The sequence below is a fragment of the Iodobacter ciconiae genome (assembly GCF_003952345.1).
Taxonomy (GTDB): domain Bacteria; phylum Pseudomonadota; class Gammaproteobacteria; order Burkholderiales; family Chitinibacteraceae; genus Iodobacter; species Iodobacter ciconiae.
This window is the reverse complement of record NZ_CP034433.1, coordinates 1,414,634-1,435,511: the sequence shown is the minus strand read 5'-3', so window position 1 is coordinate 1,435,511 and position 20,878 is coordinate 1,414,634. Positions and strand designations below refer to the sequence as shown.

The following is a 20,878-nucleotide window of genomic DNA, read 5'->3' as shown; positions in this document are numbered from 1 at the left end:
CGCCATCAAACGCAATGATTCCACATACGAATAACAAGAAATATTTAAGTATTTACTAGCAAACCATGTTTCATTTGCTGCAGCAAAAATAAAAACAGCAACAAATACAAGCTCCATAATACTGCAACTAGATTGATAGTTTTTCATCCTAAATATATTTATAAAAGTAAAAAACAAAAACACAAAAATAAAATATATAAACATTATCAATCCAACATCACATACTGACCCACTTAGATAACCAAATACCTTGCCAAATAAAATAACAACTACATTTGGGAAAAAAACAAAAAAAGAGACTATAATTAAATCAATTAAAATCAATTTAACGTCGTAACAGTTTTTATATAAAAAAATCATGCCGCACCAACTAGATAATTAATAATATAATAACTGGGGTCAGAGTACAGTTAAACCCGCTTTCTTTGGTACGAAGAGCATTAAGCATAGTAGGATTTAATTTTGTTCTGACCTCAGTTATTCCTTGTGTCAAAACAGCCAATCTATCTGGATGCCAGATATGCCACTTTGAGTTGCAGATACATTAAGCATCAATCCGTATGCATCTATTGTAGTAGCTGCTACCACACCAGCATTGCTCATTTTTCACCTCTGAAATAAGAAATTATAAAATGCAAACAGGTATCATCAAAATACATAATAAAATAATACCAGTAGGACCTAAATTGGCGAGTGGTTTGGAGATTCCAAACCAAAGCGGGTACAAACTAAAAGAAAACAATATAATCCTAGAAGACACCCTCATTCGCCTCAAAATTAAAATTTGTAATCTCCTTGCTTTTGGTAACATACCCCCATCCACTGGCTTTCTTTGCCGCATAAACACCAGATTGAGCCGGCATGATTATTTCATATTCAGCTGCATAGGAATTCATGGCGAGCACACCGAAAGAAGCTACCGCTGTTAATTGGCACAAGCCTTTAAATAAACCAATCTTTTTATTCTGATAGATAATCATATACAGCACCCATATTGGCCAAATTCACATCCAAAATAATTACCAATTACCAATTACCAATTAATTACATAAATTAAACCTCACAAAAAAATCCATATAAAACAAACAAAAAAACCAAGTATATATAACTAAATTTTCAACTGCGTTGAATGAAATTTTCGCACTGCACTTTTACCACGCCACCCATCAACAAAGTAAAAATTATCAATAAAATAATAATCATATAATTTTATTAAATTAAATTAAACCCATTATTAAATATAAGAACCTAAAGTTAAACCTTTCACCTCTCCCTCACACTTTCCGAAACATGCGCCATAAGTGGCGATAAGAAATATTCAATAATTCTGCGTTGTCCGGTTTTAATTTCTACCGTTACCGCCATCCCCGGAGCCAGCTTTAGCCATTTACCATCAACATTCATTTTATTTTTGTGTAATTTGATTCTGGCCTGATATATCAATCCTAATTTTTCATCTGGTACGGCATCAAATGAAACGTTTCTCACCAATCCTTCAATTAGGCCGTATTTGGTGTAATTAAAGGTTTCAATTTTGATAGCGGCGGCCTGCCCAGCATTTACAAAGCCGATGTCTTTGTTTTCCAATACCACTTCGGCCTCTACGGCTTCATCTTTTGGCACGATCACCAGCAGGGCTTGCGCAGGGGTGACGACGCCGCCCACGGTGTGCACAGCCAGTTGCTGCACGATTCCGGCTACGGGCGCGGTTAGGCGGGTTTGTTTTTGTAGCTGCCCTGTTTTAACCACGTCTTGGGTAAACGAGCGGGCTTGCTCACTGGCTTGGCTAAACAGATCGTGCTGGGTGCGGCGAAACTCTGCCTGTATGGCGATTCTTTGCTGGGCATTGCCGCGAATGGCAGCATCTAACTCAGATTTTTTATGCCGCTGGTTGGCTAAATCTTGCTCGGCCTCTATTCTGGCCTGTTGTTTCTCTAGCACGCCGTGTTTGGAAACAAAGTTTTGCAGCGCCAAATCCTGAAAGTCTTTTTCGCGCTGCTTAATAATCGGTAAGGTTTGCTCAAACCTGGCGATCTGGTCTTGTACCCCCGCCCGCTCGGCCTGCTTGCGTGAAGTATCACTATCTAGGGTAGATAGCCTGGCTTGTAATTCCTGCCACTGGCTGAGCGCCAAACGGCTGGCCTCCAGAGATTGCAGCTCCTTACCCGCCGCCACATGATTAACAACAGGCGCTTGCCTGTTATCTAAAGCGACAAGCAAGGCTTTGGCGCGCAGCGCGTTTAATTCTGCATCGTACAGATTGGTTTGCTGCTTGGTGTTTTCTGCGCCTGAGACGGTGCCATCCAGCTCGATCAATAGCTGCCCCGCCTGCACCATTTGCCCGTCTTGCACATGAATGGATTTCACCACCCCTGCCTCTAAGGGCTGAATGGTTTTACTGCGATCAGACACAATCAACCTGCCAGGCGCCACGGCCACAATATCGATCTTGCCAAGGCAGGCCCAAGTAAAGGCAATCAAGATAAAAGCGAGCAAGGCCCAAAGCGTGATGCGGGCGGCGGGGTGAGGGGGATTTTCTTGCAGCTCTAGCGCTGCGGGTAAAAAGGCAAGCTCGTTAGCACTTTTAGGTGGTAAATCTTGCTGTTTGCGGCTTTGCCACGCCGCAGCAAAAACCTGCCGGTATTTTGTAAGCAATTCACCGACAATTTGATATTTCATATTAACTTTATAAAGTTATTTTAATAAACCATAGTAAGCACCATATAATTAATACGTCAATTAAAAACAAAGAAAAATAAATAATTATTTCAATAATATTTATTAAAACACAATAAATACAAAAGCAATAAGCTGTAATAATTAGCCGAATACCCGTACAAGCCAATATAATTATCTGTTTTTTCAGTAAATTGCTAATTAACAGCAACAATCAAAATACTTACATATTGTAAGTATTTACCTTTAATAAATCTGATAAATCCGCATTTTTTATTTTTCTGCGCATTTAGAAACAACTTAATTAACAGCACTACTAACGTTTTAATTTCTTATTTTTCCGGACGTAAACGTGGGCGCTAAAGATTTGCATTACTTCTAATATTCGCAACAAAACACGCCCCCGGTAAATAGGTTCGTAGTAGGCCGATAGTGGCATCAGTTAATTTTTCACATTAATGGTGGCATCTTTAGGCGTACTGGCATAACGGAGCCGTTCGCAATCACTGACAATTAGCGTTTACACGAAGGAAGGTTACCACTGCAGCCATTTCCAGCGCACACATCAAAAAAACCACGCTACGGCTCCAGATTGCGTGCCACGCAGGCTTGCGCCGGATTTTTCCAGGTTAAAAACGGCTATTGTCATGGGCTAAAACTGATATCCGGGTCAGGTCTGCCCCAGTGGGTGTCAATGTCTTTGTGAATGACTTCGATTTTGTTTTATTAATTCAGAGAGAAAGCGAGATTTTTGTCAGTGTGCGGGGGGAATGCCTGAGCGATTTAGCTGGTGCATGCCTGGGGCTATAGCAAAGCATCACCCCCGCCAAACCCGGCGTCTGCTTTTACCCTAGCGCCAATAACCGGTAATCTGGCTGTTGCGCTAGGTATGCAAGCAAATAACAAAATTGACCAGGAAAATTTTAATGGAGAAACAAAACATCAAAGGTACACATTAAATTAAAACTTAGCCACCTAAACTCTGAATTTAAGATTAATTATAAGTCATCAGTACCAGGAACTGGAGTAGCAGCCGGATAAAATGGCCGTCCAAGTACAACCTTTGGACTTCCACAACCAGAATAACTAAATTTTTTAATAATTCCTTTTCTTATAATAAATTTTTTCTCACAGTGGTAAGTATGATATTCATCATAGCTAGTTCGAGAATATTGAAGAATAGTATCTCCATTGCTTAATTTTACTGAACTATTGGGCACCCCCCAGCTTTTCATTAAATTATCTGCACTGTCCCCAATCCAACTAACCCAAAGATCCCCCACGCAGCCAATCTTATGCTTAAATTGCCTCTGTATATATCAGGGTCAGAAAGCACTTTTCTCTCTGGCCCGGTTATTTCAGTAGAACAATTAGAAATGTAAGAGATAGTTGGATCAATTTTATATCGATGCTCTTTACCTCCTGAAAACTCTATAATTAGTTTTGTTACAGGATCAAAAGCAATCATAATCTGGCAGGAATCTTTATGCCAATCATATACGATCATTGCTTTTGATTTCATATCATAACCATATACAAGTTTTGGTTGTGATTTAATATTATAAATATTAGCGGGCTTCCCAAAAAATCCAGTAAAATAATCAGCTGTCTTTTCTTTATCCGCCCCATCTCTAATAGAATGATAAATAAACTGATTAATAGTATATTTTGTTTTTGGACGCCCCAAGGCGGAAAACATGGTAGATTTTCCATATATTACATTTTCATTTACTGGTTTCAAATCAACACAACCTGTGCCTGTAAAAGTAAAAACCAGCAATACACACACTAAATAAAATTTAGTCATTTAAAGCCTTCCTTTATTAAATTTACCTTCACAAAAAGTAATATAAAAAATAAATAGCAACATCAAAATATATCACCATCTAGCATGGTTTAAAAATATCATTTATTTTATAATGTTTATTATTTAAATAACCCATAAATTTGTCGACTTCATATAATTAATTTAAAAAAAACATCAGAATTATTAGCATTACGCATAGCATAATAATCAGCGTTTCCAAATCTGCCACCTACAATCTCAATACTATCAGGCATACGACCTTTACCATTAAAGCCAGCATATAATATGCAAACTTAAACCGGCCAAACGCACACCATATGACTAAAAACAATCGTTATTCATTTACTTTTTGAAGAGAAACAACCCAGTTAAAAAACACTCCCCAAGTATTACGGCTAAAATATTAGCGGGTATTTAATCATTCACTAAAACATTGTGGATTATACCAAAGTCATTATACGGCCCAACTATTTTTTGCATTAAATTCACAAAAATTGACAAAAAATAAATGTTACTAATTAAAACCCAAGACACGGATTGCCCATTATTGATGACAACGAGGACTCTTTCCCTGATGCACGCAAAAATAAATTAAACACCCTACATCTGTAGCTACAAACAACTCAATTAACAGCATTAAGGGCAGCTTGCATTTTTGAAGTTTTTAAAGAGACAACTTCTTCCGTAGATTCGGTGTCAGTATGCTTAATGGCTTCCATAGGCATTTTCGATTAGAAAGCTCAGCGCAAAAACCGTAAACTTCGTAAAATCCTATGAATACTCCCTACCTTTCCAACACAGGACGCTGATTTATGGCTACGCAACACGCTCGTTTACTTATTCTAGGCTCAGGCCCCGCTGGCTATACTGCAGCTGTTTATGCAGCACGTGCCAACCTTAACCCGGTTATGGTGACAGGACTTGCTCAGGGAGGCCAGCTAATGACAACTACGGATGTAGACAACTGGCCCGCTGATGCTGATGGCGTGCAAGGCCCGGAGCTCATGGCCCGCTTTCAAAAACATGCCGAGCGTTTTGGCACAGAAATGATCTTTGATCATATTCACACCACGCATTTAAATGAAAAACCGATTCGCCTTGTGGGGGATTCCGGTGAATACACCTGCGATGCACTGATTATTGCAACCGGCGCATCTGCCCAATATATCGGTCTGCCAAGTGAAGAAGCCTTTGCTGGCCGCGGCGTATCAGCTTGTGCAACCTGCGATGGCTTCTTTTACCGTAATCAGCAGGTTGCTGTGGTGGGTGGTGGCAATACGGCGGTTGAAGAAGCGCTGTATCTATCCAATATTGCGGCACATGTCACTTTAGTTCACCGCCGTGACACTTTCCGCTCAGAAAAAATCCTAATCGACCATTTAATGGAGAAAGTGGCTACTGGTAAAATCACCCTAGCCATTAACAGCACACTGGATGAAGTATTGGGCGATGCAACAGGCGTGACAGGCGCGCGTCTTAAATCAACCATCGATGGCACGACACGTGACATCGAATTAACCGGTGTATTTATTGCTATTGGCCACAAGCCAAACACCGATATTTTCAAAGGCCAGCTCGAGATGGATGCCAGCGGCTATATCATCACCAAGGGTGGCCGTGATGGCGGCTCAACCGGCACAAATATCCCCGGTGTATTTGCTGCAGGCGATGTGCAGGATCATATTTACCGTCAGGCAGTCACTTCGGCAGCGTCCGGTTGCCAGGCCGCTCTTGATGCAGATAAATACCTGGGTGCCAGCGTTTAATTCACAATTGCGCCAGACCCAAAAAGCGGTCGTGAGCAAAGAAAGTGTAATCGATCTCGATAATCAGGATACATAACAAGGTGAAGCGCTGTTTTTCAGCTCAGCGCCAAAACGGCAGGCAACAAAGCCGTGAGTTAAGTATTGGCATATTGCTTACATTAAAGTAATGGTTCAGATGAACCCAAGGGGCGCCAGGCGCCCCTTTTGCATTGGATTCACATGGACAAACTACGCCAGCTCAGAAAAGCCTTACGCATCAAGACGCAGATTGCGGCAAAGGTGCCTCATAAGCCGCATCAAACAATTGAAGCATTAGATGATCGCGCCCTTTTTATGCGCTCGGTACAAGGCGTTAAGCCATTTCAAACCAAGCAATACATTCACCCCAAACCGGAAGTCAGCCCCTGGCCAAGAAAGCAGCGTGCCGAGAACCTTAGCCCGCTGGATGATATGACCGATTTCTGGCCCTGGGATGAGCTGGCTCCGGGGGAAGAGCTGCTGTACAGCAAACCGGGGCAAAAGCTCGATACCCTGAAGCGGCTTCGCAAAGGACAATGGCCCACAACTAGACATTTGGATTTACATGGTTTGAGCAGCGACGAAGCCAGAATCAGCGTGACACGATTTTTACAAAATGCCCATGCAGCTGGTTTACGCTGTGTACGCATAGTGCATGGCAAGGGCATGGGATCAAAGAATGGCGAGCCAATTCTAAAACAGAAGCTTAAAAACTGGCTGGCACAAAGAGATGAGGTACTGGCTTTTTGTCAGGCACCACAGCATGAAGGCGGCGGCGGCGCGGTGCTGGTTTTAATCAGAAGCCGCCATCAATAAATAAAGTCCTGTGCAAAAACGCAAGGCATTCGCTATTATCTGCCTGAAAATCATCACCCTTTAAGTAGTTTAAGGTAGTGTTTCGTGTGATCAAGTGGCTTCAGGTACAATACCGCACCGCACAATCCTCATCAAAAGACCCATGAATAGTCTGATTAACCGCCCGGCAGCCAAATGGCTGATACTTATTCTTTTGTCCGTCCTCTGGTTTGGCACGCTAGGTCATCGCAAGCTGATCACTCCGGATGAAGGCCGTTATGCCGAGATTTCCCGTGAGATGGTTGCAAGCGGCAACTGGAATACCCCCCGGCTTAATGGCATTAAATACTTTGAAAAACCCGCCCTACAGTATTGGACAACAGCTGCTGCCTTCAAGATGCTGGGCGAATCAGATTTCATCGCCCGTCTGTGGCCCGCCACAACCGGCTTTTTAAGCCTGTTAGCTGTTTTTTTCACCAGCCGCAAAATCTGGGGTGAAGCCACGGCATGGCTGGCGGGCGGTATTTTAGCCAGCAGCGTGTGGTGGATCGGTAACGGGCACTTTCTAACGCTGGATATGGGCGTCAGTGCTTTTCTGACTTTTAGCCTGTGCGGCTTTCTGCTGGCGCAAAGAGACGGTGCCAGCCCCAAAGAAAACCGCAATGGCATGCTAATTGCCTGGACATCCATTGCCCTGGCTGTTTTATCCAAAGGTCTGATCGGTCTGGTACTGCCCGGCATTGCGATTGTGGCCTATTCGATTATTTGCCGGGATCTTAAGCTTTGGACAAGGCTGCATTTATTCAAAGGCCTGGCGCTGGCCTTACTGATTACCGTGCCTTGGTTTTTAACCGTATCTAAAGCCAATCCTGAATTCGCCCAGTTTTTCTTTATTCATGAGCACTTTGAGCGTTTTCTGAGCACCGAACACCGTCGTGAAGGGCCAATCTGGTACTTCTTCCCGATTCTTGCCGTCGGCCTACTGCCGTGGACCAGCCTGCTGCCGCAAGCTTTAAAGAAAAGCTGGCAAAGCAATGAGCAATTTAAAACCAACCGTTTTCTTTTAATCTGGTCGATATTTATTTTTGCCTTTTTCTCCAAATCAGGCTCCAAACTGCCTTCCTATATTCTGCCGATTTTTCCGGCACTAGCCATGCTGATGGCGCAAACGCTGATGGATATCAGCAGCAAGGCGCTGCGCTGGCATTTTGTGTGGATGGTTATTCCCGGCCTGATTTTAATCGGCGCCTATCCCTATGTCAGTACAATAACCAGCGACAACACCCCACAAATGTATAATGCGGCCTATGCCATATGGCTTGTTGCCGCAGGCCTGGTTTTCACTGGCGGCTCGATAGCCAGCTTTATTCTGGCAGGTAAAAACAAAAAAGAAGCCGCCATTGCCACCATGGTGCTAACCGGATTAATAGGCGGGCAATTGCCGATGGTAGGGCATGAGTCTTATGCTTACACTAATTCCAGTTATCATTTGGTAGAAGCAATCAAGCCGCAGGTCAATGAGCAAAGCACCCTTTATGCTGTGCGTTATTACGACCAGTCCCTGCCCTTTTATCTGAAGAGAACAATTCAATTTGTTGAATATACTGATGAGTTTCAAATGGGCCAGAAATCAGAGCCTGATAAGCACATCACGCTGGATGATTTTATTGCCCGGTGGAATAGCGATGCTCAGCCTGTTGCCATCTTGCAAAAAGAAACACTCAATGAATTACAAACACGTGGGTTACAAATGAAAATAATTGCAAAAGACGCCCGCAGACTGGTGATTGCAAAACCATGAAAGCCATCGAATTCGGATTGATTTTATTTGGCGTATTACTCAATGCAGGTGCTCAGCTTTTATTAAAAGCCGGTACACGCACCATTGGGCAATTTGATTTTTCCATGGCCAATGCGTGGCCAATCGGGCTCAAAGTTGCCAGCAACCCGCACATCATTGGCGGGTTATCCTGCTATGTCATTAGCGTAGTAGTCTGGATTCTGGCCCTGTCCCGGGTCGAAGTCAGCATTGCCTACCCCATGCTGTCTATTGGCTATGTTGTGAACGCAGGGCTGGCATGGTGGCTATTTGGTGAAGCCGTAACACCAATGCGCTTAATTGGCATTGCTGTAATTATGCTAGGCGTTCTGTTGGTGGCAAAAAGCTAATGATACGCATAGCCTTTGAAAGACTGGCATGGGCCTATGTGGCCTTTATTTGGCTCATGTCCTTAATCCCCCTCTCTATGCCTGCTGTACCCAACAGCGATAAAATCGGCCATTTTCTTGCCTATGGCTTACTGGCTCTTTGGTTTGGCTTGGCCCGCCAGCAAAAACTGCCACTGATCTGGTTCACAGCCAGCCTGATGGGCGTCGCCATCGAATTTGCACAGGCACTTACACCCTACCGAAGCTTTGATCTCAAAGACATGCTTGCCAATGCCTGTGGTGCACTTATCGGTACGCTATTGGCTGCATTTCTTTTGCGGCTACTGCCACACAATTTAAGAATACACCCGGAAAAACCATGAGCGACTTTCTCCCCTTCACCCGCCCCAGCATTGATGAAGCCACCATTCAGGATGTGGCTGATGTACTGCGCTCCGGCTGGATCACCAGCGGACCTAAAGTCAAAGCATTTGAAACCGCCCTGTCCGCCTATTTTGGCGGCCGTCCTGTGCGTGTGGTGAATTCCGCTACCGGCGGGCAGGAAATTGCACTGCGACTCATTGATCTGCAACCTGGCGACGAAGTCATCACCACACCTATGACCTGGGTATCAACCACCAATGTCATCCTGAATACGGGCGGCAAACTGGTGCTGGTCGATGTAGATCCTGTCACACGCAATATTGATCTGGATTTAGTCGAAGCGGCAATCACACCACGCACCAGAGCGATTATCCCGATTGATCTGGCAGGTTTACCAGTTGATCGGGATCGCCTCTACGCCATTGCAAAAAAACACGGCTTACGCGTGATCGAAGACGCTGCACAGGCACAAGGCGCAACGTGGAATGGCAAAAAAATCGGCAGCTTTGGCGATCTTTGCTCAATTTCGTTTCATGCCAATAAAAATATGACCACCACTGAAGGCGGCGCCTTGGTCATGAATAATGAAGCTGAGGCAGCTCTATTTGAAAAATGGCGTCTGCAAGGCGTTACGCGCTTTCCTGATGGCAGCATGGATGTAGATTTACCCGGTGGAAAATTCAATATGACCGACGTGGCGGCTGCCATTGGCCTTGGACAACTCAGACAGCTCGACAGCTTTAACAGCAAACGAAAAGAGCTCGCCCAAGCTTATTTTGATTTGCTGGATCCCCAATTAGGCTTAGAATTGCCGCCCGCTGACTTTATAAACAGCAACTGGCATATGTTCCAACCGCTGTTACCGCTGGCAAAAATGAAAATCAGCCGAGGTGAGTTTATCAACCGGATGAAGGAAAAAGGCATCGGCATCGGCGTACATTACCCGGCGCTGCATTTGTTTACTTATTATCGTGATCTGGGCTATGCCGAGGGAATGTATCCTCACGCAGAGCATATTGGCGCTAGCACGATCACCCTGCCGCTTTTTCCCGCTATGGAAATCGCTGATGTAAAACGTGTCTGTACCGCTTTGCGCGAAGTACTTTCCACCAGTTTTGAATAAGAGATACTGATTCCTATCATGCACACAGCACTTATGTCATCAGGATTTAAAGAAGAGATATTAATGAAACCCATCATCTCTGTTGTCGTGCCGGTTTATAATGAAGAAGACGGCTTGCAGGCACTGTTTGATCGCCTTTACCCTGCACTTGACGCACTGAAGACGCCGTATGAAATTTTGTTCATTAATGACGGCAGCCGTGATCGCTCGGCAGGCATACTAAGCGCCCAGTACGAAAAACGCCCGGATGTCACGCGGGTGATTTTATTTAACGGTAATTTTGGTCAGCACCGCGCCATTCTGGCAGGGTTTGAGTACTCCCAAGGCTCACGCATCGTAACTCTTGATGCTGACTTACAAAATCCGCCCGAAGACATTGCCACCTTACTGGCCGAAATGGATAAGGGCCATGATTATGTTGGCTCGATCCGTCGCCAGCGTAATGACAGCTGGTGGCGGCATGCAGCCAGCCGCAGCATGAACCATCTGCGTGAAAAGCTCACCAAAATCAAAATGACCGATCAGGGCTGCATGCTGCGCGCCTATAGCCGCCGCATTATCGACACCATTAATCAGTGCCAGGAAATGCATACCTTTATCCCGGCGCTGGCCTATTCTTTTTCGCAAAATCCAACCGAAGTAATTGTAGGGCATGAAGAGCGCTTTGCCGGCGAATCCAAGTATTCGCTCTATAGTCTGATTCGTCTTAATTTTGACCTTATGACCGGCTTTTCGATTCTGCCTTTACAATTGTTTTCCATGCTGGGGATTTTTGTTTCATTAGGCTCAAGCGCTTTATTCCTATTACTGGTTTTACGCCGTATTTTTATGGGTCCCGAGGTGGGCGGCTTATTTACCCTGTTTGCAATTGTCTTCTTTCTTATTGGCATTGCGCTATTTGGTATTGGCCTGCTTGGAGAATATATTGGCCGTATTTATCACGAAGTACGCCAGCGCCCGCGCTACTTGATTGCCGGTATTTTACAAGCCAACCCGGATCAGCATAAAAAGGGCTGTGCATGAAATCAGCAGTTGTTTTTGCCTACCATAATGTTGGTGTGCGCTGCATTAAAACACTACTGGCAGCAGGCATTGAAATCAAGCTAATTGTAACGCACGAAGATAACCCGGGCGAAAACATCTGGTTTGGCTCGGTGGCGCAATTGGCAAGTGATTATGAAATTCCGTTTATTACACCGGACAATCCCAACACGGCAGAAATAGAAACACAAATTGCCGCGCTCGATGTAGATTTTCTATTTTCATTTTATTATCGCAATATGCTAAAAGCCCCCTTATTAGATACGCCAAAACGGGGCGCATTTAATATGCACGGCTCTTTATTGCCGCAATATCGCGGCCGGGTGCCGATTAACTGGGCCATTATTAAGGGCGAAACACAAACCGGCGCAACATTACATGTGATGAATATCAAACCGGACAATGGCCCGATTGTGGCCCAGCAAGCCGTACCTATTCTGCCCGACGATACGGCCCAGGAAGTATTTGAAAAAGTTACTATTGCTGCCGAGATATGCTTAAGCGCCGCATTGCCGCGTTTAATTGCCGGAAAAACTGATTTTACGCAGCAAGACTTAAGCCAGGGCGCCTATTATGGTGGCCGCAGCGCGAAAGACGGCCAGATAGACTGGCAGCAAAGCGCAAAAGAAATTCATAATTTGGTCCGCGCCGTGACCGCTCCCTATCCGGGTGCATTTACTGACATTCATGAAAAACGCCTGATTATCTGGCGCACGCGGCAAATATTTACAGCAACAACCACCGCCATCGAGCCCATTACACCGCTTATGTATGCCGATGGCGATAAAATTATATTGCTTTGCAGTGATGGTGCAGCGCTATTGGTGCTGCACGCAGAATTCGCGGGGGAAACGCTCAACGGCAAGAATTTTATTCACCATTTTGGCGCTTCTTCAATAGATTTACACAGTACCACCCTCGGGAAAACATAATGAAAAAAGTCCTTATCCTTGGCGTAAATGGCTTTATCGGCCATCATTTATCCAAACATATCCTCGAAAATACCGACTGGGAAGTCTTCGGTATGGATATGTATAGCGATAAAGTGTCTGAATTTATGGGGAACTCACGCTTTCACTTTTTTGAAGGTGATATCACCATTAACCAGGAATGGATTGAATACCACGTCAAGAAATGTGATGTTGTGCTGCCACTGGTTGCCATTGCGACTCCTGCTACTTATGTACAGGCACCATTACGCGTATTCGAGCTGGATTTCGAAGCTAATCTGCCGATTATCAAATGGTGCGTTAAATACAAAAAACGCGTGGTTTTCCCATCCACATCCGAAGTTTACGGTATGTGTGAAGACGAAGCGTTTGATCCTGAAAACTCCAATATGGTTTACGGCCCGATCAGCAAACCGCGCTGGATCTATGCCTGCTCCAAGCAATTAATGGATCGCGTGATTGCAGCTTACGGCCAGCAGGAAGGCCTGGATTACACCCTGTTCCGTCCATTTAACTGGATTGGTGCCGGTCTGGATAATATCCACACACCGAAGGAAGGTTCCAGCCGTGTGATCACCCAGTTCCTGGGTCATATCGTTCGCGGCGAGCCTATCAAGCTGGTGGATGGCGGCGCGCAAAAACGTGCATTTACCTATATCACCGATGGTATCGAAGCGCTGGTTAAGATTATCGACAATAAAGACGGCAAAGCCACACGCCAGATTTATAACATCGGCAACCCGGTTAACAATTACTCGGTACGCGAGCTTTCAACCATGATGCTGGATCTGGCGAAAACCTATCCTGAATACGCAGAAATGGCAGCCAAAGTAACCGTACTGGAAACCACTTCAGGCGAATACTATGGCAAGGGTTACCAGGACGTGCAAAACCGCGTGCCAAAAATCGACAACACCAAGGCTGACCTGAACTGGGCACCAAGCACCACGATGGAAGACTCCTTGCGCGGTATTTTTGATGCTTATAAAGATCAGGTTGCTGCAGCGCGCGAGCTGGTTGATTAATTGATCTACTTAGCCTTAAGACCGCTCGCCTGGCTTAAATGAGCGGTCCTAAGGCCATAACAGCATAATGACCCTGCACGCTTTTAATGCCAATCCAATGCATTAACTACCGGCGCGATTACAATTTTCCCGGCTTTTTTCCGCAAAGCACCCGCCGCGCCAGCGTGAAATTAATAAATCCAGAAATGATAACAGGGGCATAAATGCCCCTGTTATCAAAATCTGCGCCAGCCCAGCCAAGCATCGATACATCAGGGCTTAAACAAACAGCATCAGCTCCATCAGGATCTGATGCAGCATATCGCGATCACTTCCCTCCCAAAGCTTTATAAGCCTGAGCAGATGCAGCCAAACGGGCACGACGCGTTTCGATCAGCCCCTGACTTGCTGTATAAAACTCGCGCTGCGCATCCAGCACATCCAGATAGCCCGCCAAGCCCGATGCATAACGCACTTCGGCAAGCTTCAAGCGTTGCTCCTGCCGCTCGCTAAGCCGCTGCTGAGCAGCTAACTGTTTACTCAGCCATGCCTGATCAGACAACACATCGGCTGCATCTTTAAATGCCAGCTGAATGGTTTTTTCATATTCAGCCACAGCAATGACCTTCCGGGCTTCAGCAATATCCGCCCCGGCACGCAAACGCCCGCCATCAAACAGCGGCAGACTGATTTGCGGCAAAAAGCTCCATGCGCGGTTGCCACCAGAAAATAAATCTTCCAGCTCATTACTTACTACCCCGCCACTACCCATTAAAGTGACTTTAGGAAAAAAGGCCGCGCGGGCCGCGCCGATATTGGCATTGGCCGCCACCAGCTTTTGCTCTGCAGCGCGCACATCCGGGCGCTCCAGCAAAACAGCAGAATTTACCCCCCCCGGCAGCTGCACCACTTCTGCATTTAAATTGGCAGCAGGCAGACTAACCGGCTCTCCCACCAAGACCACAAGTGCAGTCTGTGCGTTGGCCGCCTGGCGGGCCAATGCTGCATGATCACTGATGGCAGCATCTTGCGCGCTTTGTGCCTGCAACAGATCAAGACGGTTAGCCACGCCCACATCCACACGGCGTTTTACTACGCGCAGGTTTTCTGCACGCGCTGTAGCGGTTTGCTCGGCAAAATTGCTACGTGCAGTTAATGCCTGCGCGCTGTAATAGCTATTGGCCACATCGGCAATCAAAGAGCTGCGCACCGATTGCTGCGCCTCTTCGCTCGCCAGATAATTAGCCTTAGCCGCCTCGCTTAAACGGCGCACACGGCCCCAGAAATCTACCTCATAGGAGAGCAGTGCCAGATTAGCTTCATAGCGGCGGCTGATATCGGTATCCGGGCTGCTGCGGCTGATACTGCCCGAGCCATTGGCATTCACCGAAGGCAGAAAGTCCGCTTTTTGAATACCATACAAAGCACGGGCTTCTTCGATTCGGGCGGTGGCAATTTTTAAATCACGGTTATTCGCCAGCGCTTTTTCAATCACCAAGTGCAAAGCAGGATCAGTAAAGTAACTCCCCCACTGCGGCGTATTCACGTCCGCTGGCTGGCTGCCTACCACAGCAGCGACAGGTGCTGCAGGGCGAATATAATCCGGCCCCATCGCGCATGCACCCAAGGCCAGCGTCATCGCCAGCAGCAGCGTCTTAGACATTAATTGTTTTTTCATACATTGATTACCTATGGATTTGCATCATCACTCGAAGGATGGACACACCACCCTTCGAAGGACTGCAACGATCAGTCTAATTAACGATGGTCATCGGCGATTTCGTCGCTTCGCACCACAATTTTTTCTGGGAAGAAGCGGCGCACGACAACAAAGAACACCGGCACCAGGAACACCGCAAAGACCGTCGCTGTAATCATCCCGCCCATCACCCCGGTACCAATCGCGCGGCGACTGGCAGCTCCTGCACCGGAGCTGGTAACCAGCGGCAATACACCTGCAATAAAGGCAAAGGACGTCATCAGAATCGGGCGAAAGCGTAAGCGGCAGGCTTCCAGTGTGGCATCAATTGCACTCATACCCTGGCGCTGCAGATCCCGGGCAAATTCAATAATCAAAATCGCGTTCTTGGCTGACAAACCGATAATGGCAATCAGCCCCACCTTAAAGTACACATCATCCGGCAGGCCGCGTAATGTCATGGCAGCAACCGCACCAAAAATACCCAGCGGCACAACCCATAACACAGCAAACGGAATCGACCAGCTTTCGTACAGCGCTGCAAGGCACAAGAACACGATCAGAATCGACAAGCCAAACAGAAATGGCGCTTGCGAGCCGGAAAGCCGCTCTTCAAACGACGTACCCGACCATTCAAAGCCCACACCCGGCGGCAATTGCTTGGCCATCGCTTCCATGGCATCCATCGCCTCGCCCGAGCTTTTACCCGGAGCCGGGCCGCCTGAAATCTTGAACGCAGGCAAGCCGTTGTAGCGATCCAGCGCAGAAGCACCCGCCTGCCACTTGGCTACGGCAATTTCAGACAGCGGCACCAGATTACCCGCACGGGTTTTAATCTGCAGCTTGAGTAAATCATCCGGAGATAACCTGCTTTCCGGTGTAGCTTGCATTAAAACGCGCAAGATACGGCCTTCACGCACAAAGTCATTCACATAGGCTGAACCCAATGAAATAGCCAGAGTGTTGTTCAGCTCGGTCATATCAATCCCCAGCTGGCTGGCTTTTACCTTGTTTACATCCAGTAAAAGCTGCTGACCCGGCTCCTGGCCATCCGGGCGAACACCGGCCAGCGCTTTGTTTTGCGCAGCCATGCCCAGCAATGCATTGCGTGCATCATAAAGGCGATCACGACCTAAACCGGCGCGATCTTGCAAACGAAAATCAAACCCACCTACCGAAGCCAGTTCAGGAATCGGCGGCACATTAGTTGCAAATGAGAACGCCTGTTTAATGCGAAACAACATCATATTGGCGCGCTGCACCACCGGGCCAACCTGACTATCTGCCAGCGGGCGATCTTTCCAGTCTTTTAAGGTAACAAAGGCCAGCGCTGCATTTTGACCACGGCCAAAGAAGCTAAAACCCACAATCGCAATCACACGATCCACCTCAGGCTGTTTCACAAAATGCGCTTCAACCTGTTCAACGATTTCCAGCGTACGCTCATGCGTAGCCCCTGCAGGCAATTGCACCACGCTAATAAAATAACCCTGGTCTTCATCAGGCAGAAAAGACGTGGGCAAACGCGACATCAGCCAGCCGGTAGAAACCAGAATCAAAGCAAAAAACAGTAAAGATAAACCGGTTTTACGTATGCATGTACCTACCCAGCCCTGATAGCGCAGGGTTAAAGCGGCAAATTTGCGGTTAAACCAACCTAAAAATCCCTTAGTGCCATGATGCTCGCCCTTTTTCAAAGGCTTAAGGAAGGTCGCGCACAAGGCAGGCGTTAAGGTTAAAGCCATCAGCGCCGAGAAGAACATCGTCAGCACTAAAGTTACCGAGAACTGGCGATAAATAGCGCCCACCGCACCCGAGAAAAACGCCATCGGCACAAACACGGCCGTCAGCACCAGCGTAATGGCAATAATCGGGCCAATAATCTGCCCCATTGCTTTTTGCGTGGCTTCGCGCGGCGCAAGGCCTTCTTCGCTCATAATCCGCTCGACGTTTTCGATCACTACAATGGCATCGTCAACCAAGATACCAATAGCCAGCACCATGGCAAACATCGTCAGCACATTGATCGAATATCCAAAGAGCTGCAAACCTACCAGAGCCCCCAGAAGCGCAATAGGTACCACAATGGTCGGAATCAGGGTGGCGCGGATATTTCCCAGGAACAAATACATCACCACAAACACAAGGCCAATCGCCTCAACCAGAGTACTCAGTACTTCCTTAATTGAAACATCAACAAACTTGGATGTGTCATAAGGCACTTCAACTGCAATACCCTTAGGAAAAAACTGCGATAACTCGGTCAGCTTGGCTTTCACCGCTTTAGCCGTTTCCAGAGCATTGCCATCAGGAGACAGCTTAATCCCGATCGCTGCGATACTTTTGCCGTTTAAGCGCGCCAGCACGCTGTAATCGGATGCGCCCAGCTCAACCCTGGCCACGTCTTTTAAGCGTAATTGCGAGCCATTCTTACCATCACGCAACACGATATTGCCAAATTGCTCAGCCGTTAAATAACGGCCCTGCGTCACGACCGTGGCTGTAAATTGCTGGCCTGCAGGTGCGGGCAGCTGGCCGATTTCGCCGGTAGCCAATTGCACGTTTTGCGCGCGTACAGCAGCCAGCGCTTCGGAGGCAGACAGCTTAAAACCCGCCAGCTTGGCCGGGTCCAGCCAGATGCGCATAGCGTATTCGGAGCCAAACAACATCGCCTCACCCACGCCCGGCACACGGCGGATAGAATCAATCACGCTGGAATTAACATAGCTGCCCAGCGCCACATTGTCGTAACTGCCATCTGGCGACAAGAGCGTCACAAACATCAGAAAATTACTGCGGGATTTAACCACCTGCACGCCCTGCTGGCGCACTTCGCTCGGCAAGCGTGCTTCAACCCGCTTTACACGATTTTGCGCTTCAACCGAGGCAGTATCTAAATCTGTACCCGGCTTAAACGTCAGCGTAATTGCCATATTGCCGGCGCTATCGCTGTTGGAGCTCATATACTGCATGTTCTCCAGCCCGTTCATTTCCTGCTCAATCAGTGCGGTAACCGTTTCCTCCATCACCTGCGCACTGGCACCAGGATAAGTGGCATTAATCGTTAAAGCGGGCGGAGCCACTTCGGGGTACTGGGAAATAGGCAGGCTTTTCAAAGCCAGCAAACCCGCCAGAACAATAATAATTGCGATCACCCAGGCAAATACGGGGCGATCGATAAAAAATCGAGCAAACATAAACTCTCCTAATGCGCCAGTGATGCTTATGCATCATCAGCAGCATCTATTTTTTTGCAGGGGCAGAAGCAATTGGGGCAGATTTAGCCGCAGCCGCATCAACCGGGCTCACTACAGCGCCGGGGCGTACTTTCTGGATGCCATCGATCATTACCCGCTCGCCACCTTTTAAACCACTCAGAATGATCCAGTCCGTACCCGAAAAACCGCCAGTTTTAACCGGGACAGGTGCAACTTTATTGTCGCTGCCCACGATATAAACAAGCTGCCCCTGTGGTGAAGAAACAATGGCTTTTTGTGGTACACGCACTGTGGCATCCATTGCACCTTGCGCTACACGCACGGTAGCAAACATACCCGGCAGTAATAGATGATCAGGGTTTGGAAATTCAGCGCGTAACGTCACCGTACCGGTAGCAGGATCAATGGTTTGCTCGGCAAACAGTAATTTACCGGCATGAGCGTAAGGCGTGCCGTCTTCAAGCAGCAAATCAACCGGCAGCGAGGCTTGTTTAAGCTTGCCGACTTTTGCCAGCTGTTTTAGGCGTAAGAGATCTGCACCGGACTGACTGAAATCCACATACACCGAATTGATTTGCTCGATAGTGGCCAGCGCCGTACCTGAACTCTTACTTAGCAAAGCCCCTTCCGAAACCAGGGCGCGACCAATACGGCCACTAATCGGCGCCTGTACGCTGGCGTATTCCAGATCTACGCTACTGCGGCGCACTTCCGCTTCAGCGGCAGCCATTTCTGCCTCGCTTTGCTTGAGCTGCGCTTCGGCCTGATCAAATTCCTGGCGGCTTACACCTTGCTCGCCTACGAGCTGGCGGTAGCGATCGGCAGTTTGCCGGGCAATCAGCACACTGGATTTGGCCTTGACTAAAGCCGCCTTTGCCGTCGCCGCATTGGCTTCAAGCACACGCGAATCAATCTTAAATAAAGACTCACCCGCTTTAACTTCACCACCTTCGTTAAATAAGCGCTTCTCTAAAATACCATCCACCCGCGCCCGCACTTCAGCAGTGCGTACTGCCGTAATCCGCCCACTTAGATCACGGGTCAGCGCAGCACTACCCGCCTGAGCCGTCACCACGGTGACTTCTGCTGGCGGCATGCCCCCCCCTGCAGCACCCGCAGCTTCTCCTTCCGGTTTGCCGCAAGCGGCCAGCATGGCTGCCGCTCCAATAACTAAAACCACACTTTTTTTGAGTGAAGGCAGCATTCTCAATCCTTTGTAATAAGACACTATTTAAATTTCCCTGCTTAAGCTCATATTTAATGAGACTAATTTTCATTTGAATGATAATTTAACACTTTAATCCCGCTTAAAACCAGCCCAGACTTACGCCTGATAAGCACGCAAGAACATATCCACAATGCGGTTCACTTTTGCAGTCTCACCCGCCGGGTCTGGTGGCTCACCGCCAAACAACAACTTTAGATGATCGTAACCTTTCAACATATCAAATAGAAATGTGGCCGCTTCCATAGAGTCAGCCCGGCGAAGCTGCCCTTCCTGCATGGCAGTTTCTAACTGCGCCGCTAATTGCCTGGTCGTGCGCTCGATACAAAGCTCGAAATGACGGCGGGCCAGCTCGGGAAAACGAGGTGCCTCGCTTGTAAGCATCCTGTGTGCTTTAACAGACTCTGCTGTCATCATTCGTGCACGAAACGACAGAGAAAAACGCAGCAGCCGCTCCCTCACGCTCCCCTCGTTCACCGCCAGCGGAGCAAGCATTTCGCCAATAAAATATTCAATCGTCAACTCAAACAGCGCTTGTTTACTACCGAAACGATTATAAATAGTTTGTCTTGCCACTCCCGCCCGTGCCGCAACTTTCTCAATACTGGCGCGATAACCCATTTCACAAAAAACGGACTTAGCCGCACAAATGACAGGGTCAAGCCCTGCTTCACTCCCTGCAAGCTTACTCTTAACCATTGTCACACCTCATTTTGGACTGGACAGTCTAATCTAAAAAAAACCAAAAGTGAAGACACCTGAAAAGATCTGCTTTACTTGCAAAAAAACCGCATCTACACACTTGCAAGTCAATAAAACAAAGGCAGTAAATAAGTTTACAAACTAAACCCCTACACTTCAGGCAGGTAAAATGACACAATCCACCTCATCCCTTACTTCAGGCAAACTCAAAAACAATTAAACTTGCAAGGTAATAATGTGAATTAATAAAAATTAATATGCACTGGTTTTTTAAAATAAAAAACAATACCCTTACCTTCCTGATTTTTAATCAATGCAAATG

18 protein-coding genes are annotated in these 20,878 nt (G+C 47.0%); 9 read left to right on the top strand and 9 right to left on the bottom strand.

Translation table 11 applies throughout. The features are described from left to right. Nucleotides 1–749: 749 nt before the first annotated feature. The 4 genes from EJO50_RS06310 to EJO50_RS06295 form a co-directional block, all read right to left on the bottom strand. On the bottom strand, nt 750–980 hold the full coding sequence (locus EJO50_RS06310; protein WP_125972506.1) for a hypothetical protein: 231 nt from the start codon (nt 978–980) through the stop codon (nt 750–752). A 283-nt stretch (nt 981–1,263) separates the two neighbouring features. After that, nucleotides 1,264–2,679 (bottom strand): HlyD family type I secretion periplasmic adaptor subunit, encoded by a 1,416-nt coding sequence (locus EJO50_RS06305; protein WP_125972504.1) that lies wholly within the window; start codon nt 2,677–2,679, stop codon nt 1,264–1,266. 995 nt (nt 2,680–3,674) lie between these two features. Next, nucleotides 3,675–3,911, bottom strand: a complete 237-nt coding sequence (locus tag EJO50_RS06300; RefSeq protein WP_125972502.1) for a hypothetical protein — start codon at nt 3,909–3,911, stop codon at nt 3,675–3,677. Beyond that, nucleotides 3,911–4,483 (bottom strand): hypothetical protein, encoded by a 573-nt coding sequence (locus EJO50_RS06295; RefSeq protein ID WP_125972500.1) that lies wholly within the window; start codon nt 4,481–4,483, stop codon nt 3,911–3,913. Before EJO50_RS06295 ends, EJO50_RS06300 begins: the two co-directional genes overlap by 1 nt. Nucleotides 4,484–5,295: 812 nt before the next feature. Here EJO50_RS06295 and trxB point away from each other — a divergent pair. From trxB to EJO50_RS06250, 9 genes are all read left to right on the top strand, one after another. After that, nucleotides 5,296–6,249, top strand: coding sequence for a thioredoxin-disulfide reductase (gene trxB / locus EJO50_RS06290; protein WP_125972498.1), 954 nt, complete (start codon nt 5,296–5,298; stop codon nt 6,247–6,249). A 204-nt stretch (nt 6,250–6,453) separates the two neighbouring features. Further along, entirely contained in the window at nt 6,454–7,083 is a 630-nt protein-coding gene (locus EJO50_RS06285; protein WP_125972497.1) for a Smr/MutS family protein, read from the top strand. A gap of 142 nt (nt 7,084–7,225) precedes the next feature. Next, a complete protein-coding gene (locus EJO50_RS06280) occupies nt 7,226–8,863 on the top strand; it encodes a phospholipid carrier-dependent glycosyltransferase (protein ID WP_125972495.1) in 1,638 nt (545 codons plus the stop codon). Further along, on the top strand, nt 8,860–9,231 hold the full coding sequence (locus tag EJO50_RS06275) for an SMR family transporter (protein ID WP_125972493.1): 372 nt from the start codon (nt 8,860–8,862) through the stop codon (nt 9,229–9,231). The genes EJO50_RS06280 and EJO50_RS06275 overlap by 4 nt, the downstream gene beginning before the upstream one ends. Further along, nucleotides 9,231–9,593, top strand: a complete 363-nt coding sequence (locus EJO50_RS06270; RefSeq protein WP_125972491.1) for a VanZ family protein — start codon at nt 9,231–9,233, stop codon at nt 9,591–9,593. Before EJO50_RS06275 ends, EJO50_RS06270 begins: the two co-directional genes overlap by 1 nt. Further along, nucleotides 9,590–10,717, top strand: coding sequence for a DegT/DnrJ/EryC1/StrS family aminotransferase (locus EJO50_RS06265; RefSeq protein ID WP_125972489.1), 1,128 nt, complete (start codon nt 9,590–9,592; stop codon nt 10,715–10,717). The genes EJO50_RS06270 and EJO50_RS06265 overlap by 4 nt, the downstream gene beginning before the upstream one ends. A gap of 63 nt (nt 10,718–10,780) precedes the next feature. After that, nucleotides 10,781–11,740 (top strand): glycosyltransferase, encoded by a 960-nt coding sequence (locus tag EJO50_RS06260; RefSeq protein ID WP_125972487.1) that lies wholly within the window; start codon nt 10,781–10,783, stop codon nt 11,738–11,740. Then, entirely contained in the window at nt 11,737–12,690 is a 954-nt protein-coding gene (locus EJO50_RS06255) for a formyltransferase (protein ID WP_125972485.1), read from the top strand. The genes EJO50_RS06260 and EJO50_RS06255 overlap by 4 nt, the downstream gene beginning before the upstream one ends. Then, on the top strand, nt 12,690–13,733 hold the full coding sequence (locus EJO50_RS06250) for a bifunctional UDP-4-keto-pentose/UDP-xylose synthase (protein ID WP_125972483.1): 1,044 nt from the start codon (nt 12,690–12,692) through the stop codon (nt 13,731–13,733). Before EJO50_RS06255 ends, EJO50_RS06250 begins: the two co-directional genes overlap by 1 nt. 118 nt (nt 13,734–13,851) lie before the next feature. Here the strand turns inward: EJO50_RS06250 and EJO50_RS17600 are convergent, their stop codons facing one another. The 5 genes from EJO50_RS17600 to EJO50_RS06230 all read right to left on the bottom strand — a co-directional run bounded on the left by EJO50_RS17600 (nt 13,852) and on the right by EJO50_RS06230 (nt 20,553). Further along, nucleotides 13,852–13,977 (bottom strand): hypothetical protein, encoded by a 126-nt coding sequence (locus tag EJO50_RS17600; RefSeq protein WP_267900660.1) that lies wholly within the window; start codon nt 13,975–13,977, stop codon nt 13,852–13,854. Between the two features lie 63 nt (nt 13,978–14,040). Continuing rightward, the gene (locus EJO50_RS06245; protein ID WP_125972481.1) at nt 14,041–15,390 is read right to left on the bottom strand and encodes an efflux transporter outer membrane subunit; all 1,350 of its coding nucleotides are present in this window, start codon (nt 15,388–15,390) and stop codon (nt 14,041–14,043) included. An 80-nt stretch (nt 15,391–15,470) separates the two neighbouring features. Next, a complete protein-coding gene (locus tag EJO50_RS06240; protein WP_125972479.1) occupies nt 15,471–18,608 on the bottom strand; it encodes an efflux RND transporter permease subunit in 3,138 nt (1,045 codons plus the stop codon). 46 nt (nt 18,609–18,654) lie between these two features. Further along, nucleotides 18,655–19,833, bottom strand: coding sequence for an efflux RND transporter periplasmic adaptor subunit (locus EJO50_RS06235; protein ID WP_125972477.1), 1,179 nt, complete (start codon nt 19,831–19,833; stop codon nt 18,655–18,657). A gap of 120 nt (nt 19,834–19,953) precedes the next feature. Further along, complete coding sequence (locus EJO50_RS06230) at nt 19,954–20,553, bottom strand: TetR/AcrR family transcriptional regulator (RefSeq protein ID WP_125972475.1); 600 nt, start codon at nt 20,551–20,553, stop codon at nt 19,954–19,956. Nucleotides 20,554–20,878 lie beyond the last annotated feature (325 nt).

Bases quoted from the DNA above. Each gene is read 5' to 3' on its own strand.
- EJO50_RS06250 (WP_125972483.1), top strand. From the start codon at position 12,690: ATGAAAAAAGTCCTTATCCTTGGCGTAAATGGCTTTATCGGCCATCAT.
- EJO50_RS06275 (WP_125972493.1), top strand. From the start codon at position 8,860: ATGAAAGCCATCGAATTCGGATTGATTTTATTTGGCGTATTACTCAAT.
- EJO50_RS06265 (WP_125972489.1), top strand. From the start codon at position 9,590: ATGAGCGACTTTCTCCCCTTCACCCGCCCCAGCATTGATGAAGCCACC.
- trxB (WP_125972498.1), top strand. From the start codon at position 5,296: ATGGCTACGCAACACGCTCGTTTACTTATTCTAGGCTCAGGCCCCGCT.
- EJO50_RS06245 (WP_125972481.1), bottom strand. From the start codon at position 15,390: ATGAAAAAACAATTAATGTCTAAGACGCTGCTGCTGGCGATGACGCTG.
- EJO50_RS06305 (WP_125972504.1), bottom strand. From the start codon at position 2,679: ATGAAATATCAAATTGTCGGTGAATTGCTTACAAAATACCGGCAGGTT.
- EJO50_RS17600 (WP_267900660.1), bottom strand. From the start codon at position 13,977: ATGCTTGGCTGGGCTGGCGCAGATTTTGATAACAGGGGCATTTATGCC.
- EJO50_RS06300 (WP_125972502.1), bottom strand. From the start codon at position 3,911: ATGAAAAGCTGGGGGGTGCCCAATAGTTCAGTAAAATTAAGCAATGGA.
- EJO50_RS06235 (WP_125972477.1), bottom strand. From the start codon at position 19,833: ATGCTGCCTTCACTCAAAAAAAGTGTGGTTTTAGTTATTGGAGCGGCA.
- EJO50_RS06310 (WP_125972506.1), bottom strand. From the start codon at position 980: ATGATTATCTATCAGAATAAAAAGATTGGTTTATTTAAAGGCTTGTGC.
- EJO50_RS06230 (WP_125972475.1), bottom strand. From the start codon at position 20,553: ATGGTTAAGAGTAAGCTTGCAGGGAGTGAAGCAGGGCTTGACCCTGTC.
- EJO50_RS06260 (WP_125972487.1), top strand. From the start codon at position 10,781: ATGAAACCCATCATCTCTGTTGTCGTGCCGGTTTATAATGAAGAAGAC.
- EJO50_RS06255 (WP_125972485.1), top strand. From the start codon at position 11,737: ATGAAATCAGCAGTTGTTTTTGCCTACCATAATGTTGGTGTGCGCTGC.
- EJO50_RS06295 (WP_125972500.1), bottom strand. From the start codon at position 4,483: ATGACTAAATTTTATTTAGTGTGTGTATTGCTGGTTTTTACTTTTACA.
- EJO50_RS06240 (WP_125972479.1), bottom strand. From the start codon at position 18,608: ATGTTTGCTCGATTTTTTATCGATCGCCCCGTATTTGCCTGGGTGATC.
- EJO50_RS06270 (WP_125972491.1), top strand. From the start codon at position 9,231: ATGATACGCATAGCCTTTGAAAGACTGGCATGGGCCTATGTGGCCTTT.
- EJO50_RS06280 (WP_125972495.1), top strand. From the start codon at position 7,226: ATGAATAGTCTGATTAACCGCCCGGCAGCCAAATGGCTGATACTTATT.